This is a genomic window from Pseudomonas sp. HMSC057H01 (assembly GCF_001836405.1).
Classification (GTDB): Bacteria; Pseudomonadota; Gammaproteobacteria; order Pseudomonadales; family Pseudomonadaceae; genus Pseudomonas; species Pseudomonas aeruginosa.
Genome location: NZ_KV828460.1, coordinates 129,345 through 143,509, shown reverse-complemented (window position 1 = coordinate 143,509; position 14,165 = coordinate 129,345). Strand labels below are relative to the sequence as shown.

The window sequence follows — 14,165 nt, the reverse complement described above, 5'->3', positions numbered from 1 at the left end:
GCCCCGCGAACGCGGGGCTTTTCATTTATCGCTGCGGGTTCAGTCGGCCAGGCGCCAGGTAGTGCCGCCCTTGCCATCCTCCAGCACCACGCCCATGGCGGTGAGCTGGTCGCGAATCCGGTCGGACTCCGCCCAGTTCTTCGCCGCCCGCGCCTCCAGGCGCGCCTGGATCAACGCCTCGACCTCGGCCGCATCGACCTTGCCCTCGGCGCCCGCCTGCAGGAAGGCTTCCGGCTCCAGCTGCAGCACCCCCAGCAGGCCAGCCAACTGCTTCAGGCGCGCGGCCAGCGCGGCCGCCGCCGACAGGTCGCTTTCGCGCAGACGATTGACCTCCCGCGCCAGCTCGAACAGCACCGAGCAGGCACCCGCGGTATTGAAGTCGTCGTCCATCGCCGCGGCGAAGCGCTCGACATACTCCGCCGCTTCCGCCGGCGCCGCCTCGGGCAACCCCTTGAGCGCGTTGTAGAAACGGTCCAGGGCCGCCTTGGCCTCGCGCAGGTTCTCCTCCGAGTAGTTGATCGGACTGCGGTAATGGCTGGCGATCAGCAGGTAACGCACCACTTCGGGGTGATATTTCTCCAGCACTTCGCGGATGGTGAAGAAATTGCCCAGCGACTTGGACATCTTCTCGCCGTTGATGGTAATCATCCCGCAGTGCAGCCAGGACTTGGCGTAGGGCTTGCCAGTCGCGGCCTCGCTCTGGGCGATCTCGTTCTCGTGGTGAGGGAACTCCAGGTCGTTGCCACCGCCATGGATGTCGAAGGAATCGCCCAGGCAGCAGGTGGACATCACCGAGCATTCGATGTGCCAGCCCGGGCGCCCCTCGCCCCAGGGCGACGACCAGCTCGGCTCGCCCGGCTTGGCGCCCTTCCAGAGCACGAAATCGAGCGGATCCTCCTTCGCTTCGCCCGGTTCGATCCGCGCACCGATGCGCAGGTCCTCGACCCGCCGCCGCGACAACTTGCCGTAGCCAGCGAACTTGCCGACCCGGTAGTACACGTCACCGTTGCCCGGCGCGTAGGCATAGCCCTTGTCGATCAGGGTCTGGATCATCGCGTGCATGCCGGCGATGTGATCGGTGGCGCGCGGCTCCTGGTCCGGCTTGAGGATGTTCAGCCGGGCCTCGTCCTCGTGCATCGCCGCGATCATGCGCTCGGTCAGCACATCGAACGGTTCGTCGTTCTCGTTGGCGCGATTGATGATCTTGTCATCGATATCGGTGATGTTGCGCACGTACGTCAAGTCGTAGCCACGGTGGCGCAACCAGCGGGTGATCACGTCGAACGCCACCATGCTGCGGCCGTGGCCCAGATGGCAGTAGTCGTACACGGTCATGCCGCACACGTACATGCGCACCTGGTTGCCGACCAGCGGCGTGAAGACTTCTTTGGTCTTGCTCAGCGTGTTGTAGATCTGCAGCACGGTCTTTCCTCAGCCCTGTCCCCAGGAGTCACGCAGGGTGACGGTACGGTTGAACACCGGCTTGCCCGGCCTGGAGTCCTTCAGGTCGGCGACGAAATAGCCTTCGCGCTCGAACTGGAAGCGATCCTCCGGGTTCGCCTGGCCCAGCGACGGCTCGGCGCGACAGCCGGTCAGTACCTGCAGGGAGTCGGCGTTGATGTTGTCGAGGAAGCTGCCGCCCTCTTCCGCCTTCTCCGGATTGGCCGAGCGGAACAGCCGATCGTACAGGCGCACTTCGCACTCGACGCTGCCCTCGGCCGGCACCCAGTGGATCACGCCCTTGACCTTGCGGCCTTCCGGGTTCTTGCCCAGGGTGTCCGGATCGTAGCTGCAGCGCAGTTCGACGATATTGCCGTCGGCATCCTTGATCGCTTCGTCGGCACGGATCACGTAGCTGCCACGCAGACGCACCTCGCCACCGGGGATCAGGCGCTTGTAGCCGGCCGGCGGGACTTCCTCGAAGTCACCGGCATCGATGAACAGCTCGCGACCGAACGGCAGTACGCGCACCCCCATGTCTTCCTTCGGATGACGCGGCAACTCGAGGTTCTCCACCTGCCCTTCGGGGTAGTTGGTGATCACCACCTTGAGCGGTTTCAGCACGCACATGGCACGCGGCGCGGTGGCGTCCAGGTGGTCGCGGATGCTGAACTCGAGCATGCCGATGTCGACCACGCCGCTGGCGCGGTTCACCCCGATCATCTCGCAGAAGTTGCGGATCGACTCCGGGGTGTAGCCGCGGCGGCGATAGCCGGACAGGGTCGACATGCGCGGATCGTCCCAGCCGCTGACATGGCCTTCGTCGACCAGTTGCTTGAGCTTGCGCTTGCTGGTCACGGTGTAGTTCAGGTTGAGCCGGGAGAATTCGTACTGGCGCGGTTGCGCAGGCACCGGCAGGTTGGCCAGGAACCACTCGTAGAGCGGACGATGGTCTTCGAATTCCAGGGTGCAGATCGAATGGGTGATGCCCTCGATGGCGTCCGACTGACCGTGGGTGAAGTCGTAGCTCGGGTAGATGCACCACTTGTCGCCGGTCTGGTGGTGATGCGCATGGCGGATGCGGTACAGGATCGGGTCGCGCAGGTTCATGTTCGGCGAACCCATGTCGATCTTCGCCCGCAGCGAACGGGCGCCGTCGGGGAACTCACCGGCCTTCATGCGGGCGAACAGGTCGAGGTTCTCCTCCACCGAACGGTCACGGTAAGGGCTGTTGCGGCCCGGCTCGGTGAGGGTGCCGCGGTATTCGCGCATTTCCTCGGGACCGAGGTCGCAGACGAACGCCTTGCCGGCCTTGATCAGCTCGATGGCCCAGGCATGCAGCTGGTCGAAATAGTTGGAGGCATAGCAGACCTCGCCGGACCACTGGAAGCCCAGCCACTTGATGTCGGCCTCGATGGCATCGATGTACTCCTGGTCTTCCTTGGCCGGGTTGGTGTCATCGAAGCGCAGATGGCAATCGCCAGCGAATTCCTGGGCCAGGCCGAAGTTCAGGCAGATCGACTTGGCGTGGCCGATGTGCAGGTAACCGTTGGGCTCCGGGGGGAAACGGGTGACGATCTTCGCGTGCTTGCCGGCATCCAGGTCGGCTTGAACGATCTGGCGCAGGAAGTTCGGGGCGGCGGTGGTCTCTGGCTTGCTCATGGGATCCTTGGTCATGCTCTCGCCCGACCAGGGTAGGCCGGGCAAATCAAAGCGCTTATCATAGCCGAAGCTGTCAACCCCCTGACAGGCCTTCGATTTTCACGACAAAGCGGATTACCCACATGATCAAGCTGCATACCAACCATGGCGTCATCACCCTGAAGCTCGATGAAGAGAAAGCCCCGGAAACCGCGGCGAACTTCAAGGAGTACGTGAAAAGTGGCCACTACGACAACACCGTCTTCCACCGCGTGATCAACAACTTCATGATCCAGGGTGGCGGTTTCGAGCCGGGCATGAAGCAGAAGCCCACTCGCGCACCGATCAAGAACGAAGCCAACAACGGCCTGACCAACAAGGTCGGCAGCATCGCCATGGCCCGTACCATGGACCCGCATTCGGCCAGCGCGCAGTTCTTCATCAACGTCGCCGACAACGACTTCCTCAACCACACCGCCCCCACCACCCAGGGCTGGGGCTATGCCGTCTTCGGCGAAGTGGTCGAGGGCATGGACGTGGTCAACAAGATCAAGGGCGTGGCCACCACCATGCGCAGCGGCCACCAGGACGTGCCGGCCGAGGACGTGATCATCGAGAAGGCCGAAATCGTCGAAGAATGAAGCGATGAGCGTCCTGTTCATCTCGGACCTGCATCTCGAAGCGGAACGCCCGGACATCACCCGGGCGTTTCTGTCTTTCCTCGATGAGCGCGCCCGCCGGGCCGAGGCCCTGTACATCCTCGGCGACTTCTTCGAAGCCTGGATCGGCGACGACGGCATGGACGCCTTCCAGCGCTCCATCGCCCAGTCCCTGCGCCAGGTGGCCGACGGCGGTACGCGCATCTACCTGATGCACGGCAATCGCGACTTCCTCATCGGCAAGGCGTTCTGCCGCGAGGCCGGATGCACGCTGCTGCCCGACCCGAGCGTGATCGACCTGTACGGCGAGCCGGTATTGCTGATGCACGGGGACAGCCTGTGCACCCGCGACGAGGCCTACATGCGCCTGCGCCGCTGGCTGCGCAACCCGCTCACGCTCTGGGTACTGCGCCACCTGCCGCTGGCCACCCGGCACAAGCTGGCACGCAAGCTGCGCAAGGAAAGCCGCGCGCAGACCCGCATGAAAGCCGTCGACATCATCGATGTCACGCCCGAAGAAGTGCCCCGGGTCATGCGCGGGCATGGCGTGCGTACCCTGATCCACGGCCACACTCATCGGCCGGCCGAACACCCGCTGGACATCGACGGCCAGCCCGCCCGGCGCATCGTGCTCGGCGACTGGGACCGCCAGGGCTGGGCCCTGGAGATCGACGCCAATGGCCATCGCCAGGCACCCTTCCCGCTCTGACCCACCCAGGCCCGCCATGCGGGCCTTTCAGCGAAACATTATGCGATTCGCATTTTTCCCGCCGTCCATCTTGACGTCGCGGGCCACCTTTCAGCAGGATCGCGCTCCCCACCCCGCATCAAGGAATGATCGTGATCATCTCGAAGGGAAACCTGATCAAGTTCGTCGCCGCCCCCCTCGGCGTGCTCGCCCTCGGCTTCGGCCTGTTCAACGGCGTGTTCTTCTATAACGAAGCCGGCTTCATGACCCACGTAAGGACCATCTTCGGCGACGAGAAGATCGTCGATGACGTCGGCTACGCGACCAAGTGGTTCGGTCGCGCCACCACCTGGAAGAAGGCCATCAGCGTGCAGTCCGTGCTGGTCATGGACGATAACGACACCAATCCGGACAACGACGGCCTCGGCGCCACCATCGAGGCTTTCCCGATCGTGTTCCTCGGCAACGTCGACGCCAAGGTCGAATCTTCCGCGCGCTTTCGCCTGCCCGGCGGCGAGCCGTTCCTGAAGATGGCCCAGGAATACCGCAACCCGGACAATTTCATCCGCACCGCACTGGTGCCGGCGATCAAGGAAACCCTCCAGGCCACCGCTTCGCTGATGAGCGCCGACGACTACTACGCCGGAGCCCGCAGCGAATTCGCCGCCGAGTTCGAGAACCAGCTCAACGACGGCCTGTACCTGATCAAGCGCAAGGAAGTCCGCGGGCCGCGCGGCGCCATTCCGCACCAGACCGCGATCCTCCAGGCCGGCACTGAGCAGGGAGCGTTCGGCGACAACAACGCCAGCCAGTTCGTCACCGAGAAGGTCACTGATGCCAAGGGCATCCCGGTACGCAAGCAACAGCAGTTCCGCAAGTTCGGCGTCGAGGTGGTGGAAGCGCGGATCACCAACGTCGATCCCAACCCGCAGTACAAGCAGCGCATGGTCAAGGTCCAGCAGGCGCTCGCCGAGCTGGCGGTGGCGCGGCAGAACCGCCTGAAGGAAGAAGAGGAAAAGCTGCTGGTCACCGCCCGCGGCGAGAAGGAAGTCGAGGCCAAGCGCCAGGAAACCCTGCGCGACCAGATCGAACGCACCACCCAGGCGGAAACCGACAAGCAATTGGCGGTGATCAACGCCGAGCGCGAGAAGCAGCGCGCCGAGATCGAGAAGCAGACCGCCGAACTGCTGCGCGACAAGGCCACGGTGACCGCCCAGGCCACCAAGATCACCGCCGACGCCGAGGCCTACGCCCGCGAAGCGGTGATCAAGGCGGACGGCGCGTTGCAGCCGAAGCTCGACGCGCTGATCGCGATCAACAAGGTCTGGGCCGAAGCCGCCGCCCAGGCCCCCGTCCCCAGCGTAATGATGGGCGCCGGCGCCAACGGCGCGGCGAGCCGCCAGGACGAGATCGGCCAGCTGATGGGCGTTCTGGCGACCAAGGCCGCCCGCGACCTGGCCCTCGACCTCAAGGTCAAGGACTGATTCAGGCAGCAAAAAAAGCGCCCCGCGGGGCGCTTTCTTGTTTCCGGCTCAGGCCACCAGGTCCACCGGGTGGCCGCTGTGGAAGCGGAATTCGTTGTCCGGACTGCTGATCAGCTCGGCCTCCTTGGCCCGCACCACCTCGATCGTCCGCTCCACGTCGGCCTCGTCGCCGTACTGGTAGGCCAGCTTCAGGTAGTCCTGGAAATGCCGCGACTCGGACTTCAGCAAACCGCCGTAGAATTTCGCCAGCTCCGCGTCCAGGTGCGGCACCAGGGCGGCGAAGCGCTCGCAGGAACGCGCCTCGATGAAGGCGCCGACCACCAGCGTATCAGTCAGCCGCTGCGGCTCCTGCTTGCGCACCAGGTCGCGCAGCGCCGAGGCGTAGCGGGAGGCGCTGACATTGACCACCGGGATGCCGCGTTTCTTCAGGATCGCCAGCACCTGCTCGAAGTGGCGCAGCTCCTCGCGCGCCAGGCGGCTCATCTTGTTCACCAGGTCCAGGCGGCCGGAGTACTTGCCGATCAGTTGCATCGCCGTCGCCGCGGCCTTCATCTCGCAGGCCTTGTGGTCCAGCAGCATGACGTCCTGGCGCTCCAGGGCCGCCTCAACCCAGGCGGCGGGAGTGGAACAGGCGAGGAATTGGTCGATCTCGGGCAACATGGCGCAGGTCACTCATTCTGGAAAGGGTCTGCCACGACGCTGGTCGGGGCAGGAAAGGCGGAGCATTATACGGAAGCTGCGGTGGTCGGGCAGGCCGACCCGTTTGATATGCATCAAGAGCAGCGGCTGGATTGCGTCTAGAGTTGTTTCAGCGATAACCACAAGCACTCAGGGAGACGATCATGCAAGCCATTCGCAGCATCCTCGTGGTGATTGAACCGGACCAGCTGGAAGGTCTCGCCCTGAAACGGGCACAACTGATCGCCGGCGTGACCCAGTCGCACCTGCACCTGCTGGTCTGCGAGAAGCGCCGCGACCACAGCGCCGCCCTCAACGACCTGGCCCAGGAACTGCGTGAGGAAGGCTACAGCGTCTCGACCAACCAGGCCTGGAAGGACTCCCTGCACCAGACCATCATCGCCGAGCAACAGGCCGAAGGCTGCGGCCTGATCATCAAGCAGCACTTTCCCGACAACCCGCTGAAAAAGGCCATCCTCACCCCGGACGACTGGAAACTGCTGCGCTTCGCGCCCTGCCCGGTACTGATGACCAAGACCGCCCGGCCCTGGACGGGCGGAAAGATCATCGCCGCGGTCGACGTCGGCAACAACGACGGCGAGCACCGCTCCCTGCACGCCGGGATCATCAGCCATGCCTACGACATCGCCGGCCTGGCCAAGGCCACGCTGCACGTGATCAGCGCCCACCCCTCGCCGATGCTCTCCTCCGCCGACCCGACCTTCCAGCTCAGCGAAACCATCGAGGCCCGCTATCGCGAGGCCTGCCGCACCTTCCAGGCCGAGTACGGTTTCAGCGACGAACAATTGCACATCGAGGAAGGTCCGGCCGACGTGCTGATCCCGCGCACCGCGCAGAAGCTCGACGCGGTGGTCACCGTGATCGGCACCGTGGCGCGCACCGGGTTGTCCGGCGCGCTGATCGGCAATACCGCGGAAGTGGTGCTGGATACCCTGGAAAGCGACGTGCTGGTGTTGAAGCCGGACGACATCATCGCCCACCTGGAGGAGCTGGCCAGCAAGGAGTGACCGCTGGTCGGACGAAAAAGCCGCCCAAGGGCGGCTTTTTCGCTGGAAACACCGCCTATCTGTCGATCGCCTGCAGGAACGAGGGCGCGATGTAGCGCTGGTAATGCGCTTCCGACAGCAGGAAGAATTCCCGGTCGATGGCATCGCGCAGGTCCGGCAGGCTCCAGTCGCGGAATTCCGGCAGCAGTGCCACGCCGTAGGCTTCGATCTGGTTGATCAGCCGGGAACCGCGGGCGATCAACTGGTAGGCCCAGCAATAGGGAGACTGCTCGGGGACGAAGCGGATCTGCCGCTGCTCCAGTTGCAGGCGCAGGCGCGCGGCGTCGAAGACTTCCAGCTTGGCGGCCATCACCTGGGCCAGCAACTGCTCAAGGCGACTCCAGACAGCCCGCTTTTCCTCGGCGTCGTAGAGGTTCCAGTTGACCACCTCATGGTGGAAACGCTTGCAGCCACGGCATACCAGGTCGCCGTATACCGTGGAGCAAAGCCCTACGCAGGGGGTTTTGATTCTTTGCGAAGACATGGCCGGGACAACGAAAACAAAGCGGCATCTTAGCCCTTTGTCTAATCAAGTTCACCCTGTGGTTCCTAGGGTTTCCGACTTAACTTTGCGTCGAGTTTCCATTAACATTGGTCCGCCTTTTTAGGCGCCAATGTCCGTTAGAAGCTGTTTTCAAAGCGTCACGAGCACAGTTTCCGGCAGGTACGCTGGCGACGGCGCCTCCCTCAAGCGTCTCGCCAGCCCCACCCCAGCCCGCCGGCGTAAAACTTTGAAAACAGCTTCTGTCTGGAACCTGCCGATGCCCTCGTAGGTTGGTGGATTACCGTCCACCTGGGCCTGACGAGCGGATCTGCGTCGGTTCCTGGATACGTGTCCCCCGGGACCACTGATGAGGGAAATACTGTGCTTGAAGCCTACCGCAAACACGTAGAAGAGCGTGCCGCCCAGGGTGTCGTGCCCCAACCGCTGAACGCCGAACAGACCGCAGGCCTGGTCGAGCTGCTGAAGAACCCGCCGGCCGGCGAAGAAGAATTCCTCCTTGACCTGATCACCAACCGCGTACCGCCGGGCGTCGACGAAGCCGCCTACGTCAAGGCCGGATTCCTTTCCGCCATCGTCAAGGGCGAAGCCACCTCCCCCCTTATCGACAAGCAACGTGCCGCCGAGCTGCTGGGCACCATGCAGGGCGGCTACAACATCGCCACCCTGGTCGAACTGCTGGACGACGCCGAACTGGCCAACACCGCCGCCGAACAGCTGAAGCACACCCTGCTGATGTTCGACGCCTTCCACGACGTCGCCGAGCGCGCCAAGAAGGGCAATGCCGCGGCCAAGTCCGTGCTGCAATCCTGGGCCGATGGCGAGTGGTTCAAGGCCAAGCCGGAAGTCCCGGAAAAGCTGACTCTCACCGTATTCAAGGTCCCCGGCGAAACCAACACCGACGACCTCTCCCCGGCCCCCGACGCCTGGTCGCGCCCGGACATCCCGCTGCACGCCCTGGCCATGCTGAAGATGGCTCGCGACGGCATCGAGCCGGTCCAGCCGGGTTCGGTCGGTCCGCTGAAGCAGATCGAAGCGGTCAAGGCCAAGGGCTTCCCGGTCGCCTACGTCGGCGACGTGGTCGGCACCGGTTCCTCGCGCAAATCCGCCACCAACTCGGTGCTGTGGTTCTTCGGCGACGACATTCCGTTCGTGCCGAACAAGCGTGCCGGCGGCTTCTGCTTCGGCACCAAGATCGCGCCGATCTTCTACAACACCATGGAAGATGCCGGCGCCCTGCCGATCGAGTTCGACTGCACCAACCTGGCCATGGGCGACGTCATCGACGTATACCCCTATGAAGGCAAGGTCGTTCGCCACGACAGCGGCGAAGTGGTCACCACCTTCGAGCTGAAGACCCCGGTCCTGCTCGACGAAGTCCGCGCCGGCGGCCGTATCCCGCTGATCGTCGGCCGTGGCCTGACCGAGAAGGCCCGCGCCGAGCTGGGCCTGGGCGCCTCCGACCTGTTCCGCAAGCCGGAAGCACCGGCCGATAGCGGCAAGGGCTTCACCCTGGCGCAGAAAATGGTCGGCCGCGCCTGCGGTCTGCCGGAAGGCCAGGGCGTGCGCCCGGGCACCTACTGCGAACCGAAGATGACCACCGTCGGTTCCCAGGACACCACCGGCCCGATGACCCGCGACGAACTGAAGGACCTCGCCTGCCTCGGCTTCTCCGCCGACCTGGTGATGCAGTCCTTCTGCCACACCGCGGCCTATCCGAAGCCGATCGACGTCAAGACCCACCACACCCTGCCCGACTTCATCATGACCCGTGGCGGCGTGTCGCTGCGCCCGGGCGACGGCATCATCCACAGCTGGCTGAACCGCATGCTGCTGCCCGATACCGTTGGTACCGGCGGCGACTCGCACACCCGCTTCCCGATCGGCATCTCGTTCCCGGCCGGCTCCGGCCTGGTGGCCTTCGCCGCCGCCACCGGCGTGATGCCGCTGGACATGCCGGAGTCGGTGCTGGTGCGCTTCAAGGGCAAGCTGCAACCGGGCATCACCCTGCGTGACCTGGTCCATGCGATCCCTTACTACGCGATCCAGCAGGGCCTGCTGACCGTCGAGAAGAAAGGCAAGAAGAACATCTTCTCCGGCCGCATCCTCGAGATCGAAGGCCTCAACGACCTGACCGTGGAACAGGCCTTCGAGCTGTCCGACGCCTCGGCCGAGCGTTCCGCCGCCGGCTGCACCATCAAGCTGCCGGAACAGGCGATCGCCGAGTACCTGAAGTCCAACATCACCCTGCTGCGCTGGATGATCGGCGAAGGCTACGGCGACCCGCGCACCCTGGAGCGTCGCGCCCAGGCGATGGAAGCCTGGCTGGCCAAGCCGGAGCTGCTGGAAGCCGACAAGGACGCCGAGTACGCCGCGGTGATCGAGATCGACCTGGCCGACGTCAAGGAGCCGGTGCTCTGCGCGCCGAACGATCCGGACGACGCGCGTCTGCTGTCGAGCGTACAGGGCCGCAAGATCGATGAAGTGTTCATCGGCTCCTGCATGACCAACATCGGTCACTTCCGCGCAGCCGGCAAGCTGCTGGACAAGGTCAAGGGCGGCATCCCGACCCGTCTGTGGCTGGCTCCGCCGACCAAGATGGACGCCCACCAGTTGACCGAGGAAGGCTACTACGGCATCTACGGCAAGGCTGGCGCGCGCATGGAAATGCCGGGCTGCTCGCTGTGCATGGGCAACCAGGCTCGCGTCCAGACCGGTTCCACCGTGGTCTCCACCTCGACCCGTAACTTCCCGAACCGTCTGGGCGATGCCACCGATGTGTTCCTGGCATCGGCCGAACTGGCGGCGGTCTCCTCGATCCTCGGCAAACTGCCGACCGTGGAGGAGTACATGGCCTACGCGAAGGACATCGACAGCATGGCTGCCGACGTCTACCGCTACCTGAGCTTCGACCAGATCGCCGAGTTCCGCGAAGCGGCTGCGAACGCCAAGATCCCGGTCGTTCAGGCCTGATCCAGCGACGCGTCGAACAAGCCCCGCCCCGTGCGGGGCTTTTTCTTGCCCGGCGAAAACCCCCGCGCCGCCTGGCATAGCGCTTGCTGTGGCAGCTATGGAAAAGCGCGCCGACGACGGCGCCTGCGCACTGGAAAACGGGACGGCCCGCGCCGCCCTCCCGCACTCGAGGTGGTGATGACAGACAGAGCGATACGCAGCCAGGCCTGGGCCGGCGGTTCCGACGCACCGGAAAAGAGCGCCCTGGACATCGGTTTCATGGCGCTGACCGATTCGGCCTCGCTGATCGTGGCCGCCACCCAGGGCTTCGCCCAGCCCTACGGCCTCACGCTCAATCTCAGGCGCCAACCGTCCTGGGCCACCTTGCGCGACAAGCTGCTCAGCGGCGAGCTGGATGCCGCGCAGTGCCTGTACGGGCTGGTCTACGGCGTCCAGCTCGGCCTCGGCGGCAGCGCGGCAAGCGAGATGGCGGTGCTCATGGGACTGTGCCAGAACGGCCAGGCGATCAATCTTTCCGAACCGCTGAAGCAGGCTGGCGTGACCAGTGCGGAGGCACTGCTCCGGCATCGGCGCCAGAATGGTGCACGCCTGACCCTGGCGCAGACCTTTCCCACCGGTACCCACGCGCTCTGGCTGAACTACTGGCTGGCGAGCATCGGTCTGCATCCGCTGCACGACGTGCACAGCGTGGTGGTTCCACCGGCGCAGATGGTCGGCCATCTCCAGGCCGGGCGCATCGACGGGTTCTGCGCCGGCGGTCCCTGGGGCGCCCTGGCCGTGGACCAGGGCCAGGGCTTCACCATCGCCACCAGCCAGGCGATCTGGCCGGACCACCCGGAAAAGGTCCTCGGCACTACCCGCGCCTTCGTCGACGCCTACCCGAACACCGCCCGCGCGCTGGTCATGGCGGTCCTCGACGCCAGCCGCTTCATCGAACAGAACGCCGAGAACCGCCTGGGCACCGCGCAACTGATCAGCGGCCGCGACTATGTCGACGCTCCGCTCGGCGCGATCCAGCCGCGCTTCTTCGGCCGCTACCAGGACGGCCTCGGCAACGCCTGGCAGGACCCGCATCCGCTGCGTTTCTACGCCGACGGCGAAGTCAACCGGCCCTGGCTCTCGGATGGCATGTGGTTCATGACCCAGTTCCGCCGCTGGGGCCTGCTGCGCGAAGACCCGGACTACCTGGGCATCGCCCGCAGGGTCCAGCAGACCGCGCTGTACCGCGATGCCGCGACGGCCCTTGGCCTGCGCCTGGACGGCGCCGACATGCGCCGCTCGACGCTGATCGACGGGCGCACCTGGGACGGCAGCGACCCCGCCGGCTACGCCCGCAGCTTCCCGATCCACGCCCTGGCCGAAACCGGCCAGGGCATCGACCTCTGACCCTGGTGCGCCCGCCATGCTGCGTATCCTGCTGATCGACGACACGCCGAAGAAAGTCGGACGCCTCAGGGCCGCCCTGCTCGAGAGCGGTTTCGAAGTGGTGGACGAGTCGGGGCTGACCATCGACCTGCCGGCGCGCGTCGAAGCGCTGCGTCCCGACGTGATCCTGATCGACACGGAGTCTCCCGGCCGCGACGTGATGGAGCAGGTCTGCCTGGTCAGCCGCGACCAGCCGCGCCCGATCGTGATGTTCACCGACGAGCACGATCCGGGAGTGATGCGCCGCGCCATCCAGTCCGGGGTCAGCGCCTACATCGTCGAAGGCATCCAGGCCAGCCGCCTGCAACCGATCCTCGACGTGGCCATGGCGCGCTTCGAGAGCGACCAGGCGCTGCGCGCTCAACTGCAGGCGCGCGAGGCGCAGCTGGCCGAGCGCAAGCGCATCGAGCTGGCCAAGGGCCTGCTGATGAAGATGAAGCATTGCGGCGAGGAGGAAGCCTACACGCTGATGCGACGCCAGGCCATGAGCCGCCAGCAGAAGCTGATCCAGGTCGCCGAGCAGATCATCGCCATGCACGACATGCTCGGCGGCTGAATCCGGCTGGGCAGCTGGCGATCATATCGCCAGCCACCCTGCTGGCCCCCGGCGCAGAGCGGCGCGGCTATGCTCGTGCGCCCGGAACGGCCCTATCCGTTCTGGGAGCTACCCCCTCGCCACCCTCGACTAGCATGACCAGGGAGGCCCGCAGTGGACGCCCAGGGCTAGGAGCCGCAGGCGTCCGCCCGAACCGCACCGCCGACTCAGCGGTCAGGAGATGCTCAGCATGATCGATCTCAGCACCTGGAACCTTACCATTCCCACCGAACCCACCCCGCAGGTGATCACCACCCAGCAACTCAACAACGGCTACCAGAGCCGGTACTTCCAGCAAGGCAACGATGGCGGCCTGGTCTTCTGGGTGCCCATCGACGGCTCGCACACCGAGGACAGCACCTATCCTCGCACCGAACTGCGCGAAACCCAGGCCGACGGCAGCCTCGACAACTGGTACTACTGGCAGGCCGACAACGAATTGCGGGTGACCATGAGCGTCGAGAAGGTCCCCTCGAAGAACAAGGTGATCATCGGCCAGATCCACAGCAAGTCGCCACAGACCGACGACGGCGAACCTCTGGTGAAGCTGCAGTACTACTACAAGCCCGAGGAAGGCCTCGGCCGGGTCGAGGCGCTGGTACGCAACCACCCGGACGATTCCTATAGCCGCAACGTGTCGATCCTCGAGCAGGTACGCCTGGGCGAGCGTTTCAACTACAGCCTGCGCGTCACCTCCAGCGGCGAGTTGGCGGTGCGCGCACGCAGCCAGGACGGCGAAGAGGACGCTTACTACCAGACCCTCGGCAGCGCCTGGAACGACCAGTTGCTCTATTTCAAGGCCGGCGCCTACGTGAACGACAACGCCGGCGACAGCGGCGAAGGCAGCCGCGTGACCATCTACCACCTGAACACCGCCCATCGCTGAACCGCCGACGGCGCACGGACGCGCCGCCCCAGCCCTGTGCAAGCCCCCGACGCCTGCCACCGCGGCGTGCACGCCGACGCCATGGTTGTCCCTGCAACCGCTCTACGCCGCGCTTTCGACAACTTGG

The 14,165-nt window shown here is 65.2% G+C and carries 12 protein-coding genes; 8 read left to right on the top strand and 4 right to left on the bottom strand.

The window, feature by feature from the left end:
* Positions 1-39: 39 nt before the first annotated feature.
* The gene (cysS, locus tag HMPREF2581_RS13845; RefSeq protein ID WP_003139944.1) at positions 40-1,422 is read right to left on the bottom strand and encodes a cysteine--tRNA ligase; all 1,383 of its coding nucleotides are present in this window, start codon (positions 1,420-1,422) and stop codon (positions 40-42) included.
* Positions 1,423-1,431: 9 nt separating this feature from the next.
* Positions 1,432-3,102 (bottom strand): glutamine--tRNA ligase/YqeY domain fusion protein, encoded by a 1,671-nt coding sequence (locus HMPREF2581_RS13840; protein WP_003139945.1) that lies wholly within the window; start codon positions 3,100-3,102, stop codon positions 1,432-1,434.
* A gap of 122 nt (positions 3,103-3,224) precedes the next feature.
* On the opposite strand from HMPREF2581_RS13840, the gene HMPREF2581_RS13835 reads away from it, so the two are divergent.
* From HMPREF2581_RS13835 to HMPREF2581_RS13825, 3 genes are all read left to right on the top strand, one after another.
* Positions 3,225-3,722: a peptidylprolyl isomerase gene (locus tag HMPREF2581_RS13835; protein WP_003087890.1), complete on the top strand. Its 498-nt coding sequence runs from the start codon at positions 3,225-3,227 to the stop codon at positions 3,720-3,722.
* A 4-nt stretch (positions 3,723-3,726) separates the two neighbouring features.
* Positions 3,727-4,449 (top strand): UDP-2,3-diacylglucosamine diphosphatase, encoded by a 723-nt coding sequence (lpxH, locus tag HMPREF2581_RS13830; RefSeq protein ID WP_003113585.1) that lies wholly within the window; start codon positions 3,727-3,729, stop codon positions 4,447-4,449.
* A 131-nt stretch (positions 4,450-4,580) separates the two neighbouring features.
* Positions 4,581-5,912 (top strand): SPFH domain-containing protein, encoded by a 1,332-nt coding sequence (locus HMPREF2581_RS13825; RefSeq protein ID WP_003087885.1) that lies wholly within the window; start codon positions 4,581-4,583, stop codon positions 5,910-5,912.
* A 48-nt stretch (positions 5,913-5,960) separates the two neighbouring features.
* On the opposite strand, the gene HMPREF2581_RS13820 is transcribed toward HMPREF2581_RS13825, so the two are convergent.
* Positions 5,961-6,584 (bottom strand): tRNA isopentenyl-2-thiomethyl-A-37 hydroxylase MiaE, encoded by a 624-nt coding sequence (locus HMPREF2581_RS13820; RefSeq protein ID WP_003139946.1) that lies wholly within the window; start codon positions 6,582-6,584, stop codon positions 5,961-5,963.
* Between the two features lie 170 nt (positions 6,585-6,754).
* On the opposite strand from HMPREF2581_RS13820, the gene HMPREF2581_RS13815 reads away from it, so the two are divergent.
* Positions 6,755-7,618, top strand: coding sequence for a universal stress protein (locus HMPREF2581_RS13815; protein WP_003139947.1), 864 nt, complete (start codon positions 6,755-6,757; stop codon positions 7,616-7,618).
* A 55-nt stretch (positions 7,619-7,673) separates the two neighbouring features.
* Here HMPREF2581_RS13815 and HMPREF2581_RS13810 read toward each other — a convergent pair whose 3' ends face one another.
* Entirely contained in the window at positions 7,674-8,141 is a 468-nt protein-coding gene (locus HMPREF2581_RS13810) for a DUF1289 domain-containing protein (protein WP_003098041.1), read from the bottom strand.
* A 381-nt stretch (positions 8,142-8,522) separates the two neighbouring features.
* Here HMPREF2581_RS13810 and acnB point away from each other — a divergent pair, with 381 nt between their 5' ends.
* The 4 genes from acnB (at position 8,523) to HMPREF2581_RS13790 (ending at position 14,038) form a co-directional block, all read left to right on the top strand.
* A complete protein-coding gene (gene acnB / locus HMPREF2581_RS13805) occupies positions 8,523-11,132 on the top strand; it encodes a bifunctional aconitate hydratase 2/2-methylisocitrate dehydratase (RefSeq protein WP_003087875.1) in 2,610 nt (869 codons plus the stop codon).
* Positions 11,133-11,309: 177 nt separating this feature from the next.
* Positions 11,310-12,518, top strand: a complete 1,209-nt coding sequence (locus tag HMPREF2581_RS13800; RefSeq protein WP_003139948.1) for a CmpA/NrtA family ABC transporter substrate-binding protein — start codon at positions 11,310-11,312, stop codon at positions 12,516-12,518.
* A 16-nt stretch (positions 12,519-12,534) separates the two neighbouring features.
* Positions 12,535-13,113 carry an ANTAR domain-containing response regulator gene (locus tag HMPREF2581_RS13795; protein WP_003087868.1) on the top strand — a complete coding sequence of 193 codons (579 nt, stop codon included), beginning with the start codon at positions 12,535-12,537 and terminating at the stop codon, positions 13,111-13,113.
* A gap of 229 nt (positions 13,114-13,342) precedes the next feature.
* Positions 13,343-14,038 (top strand): polysaccharide lyase family 7 protein, encoded by a 696-nt coding sequence (locus HMPREF2581_RS13790; RefSeq protein ID WP_003087865.1) that lies wholly within the window; start codon positions 13,343-13,345, stop codon positions 14,036-14,038.
* The last annotated feature ends 127 nt before the right edge of the window (positions 14,039-14,165 follow it).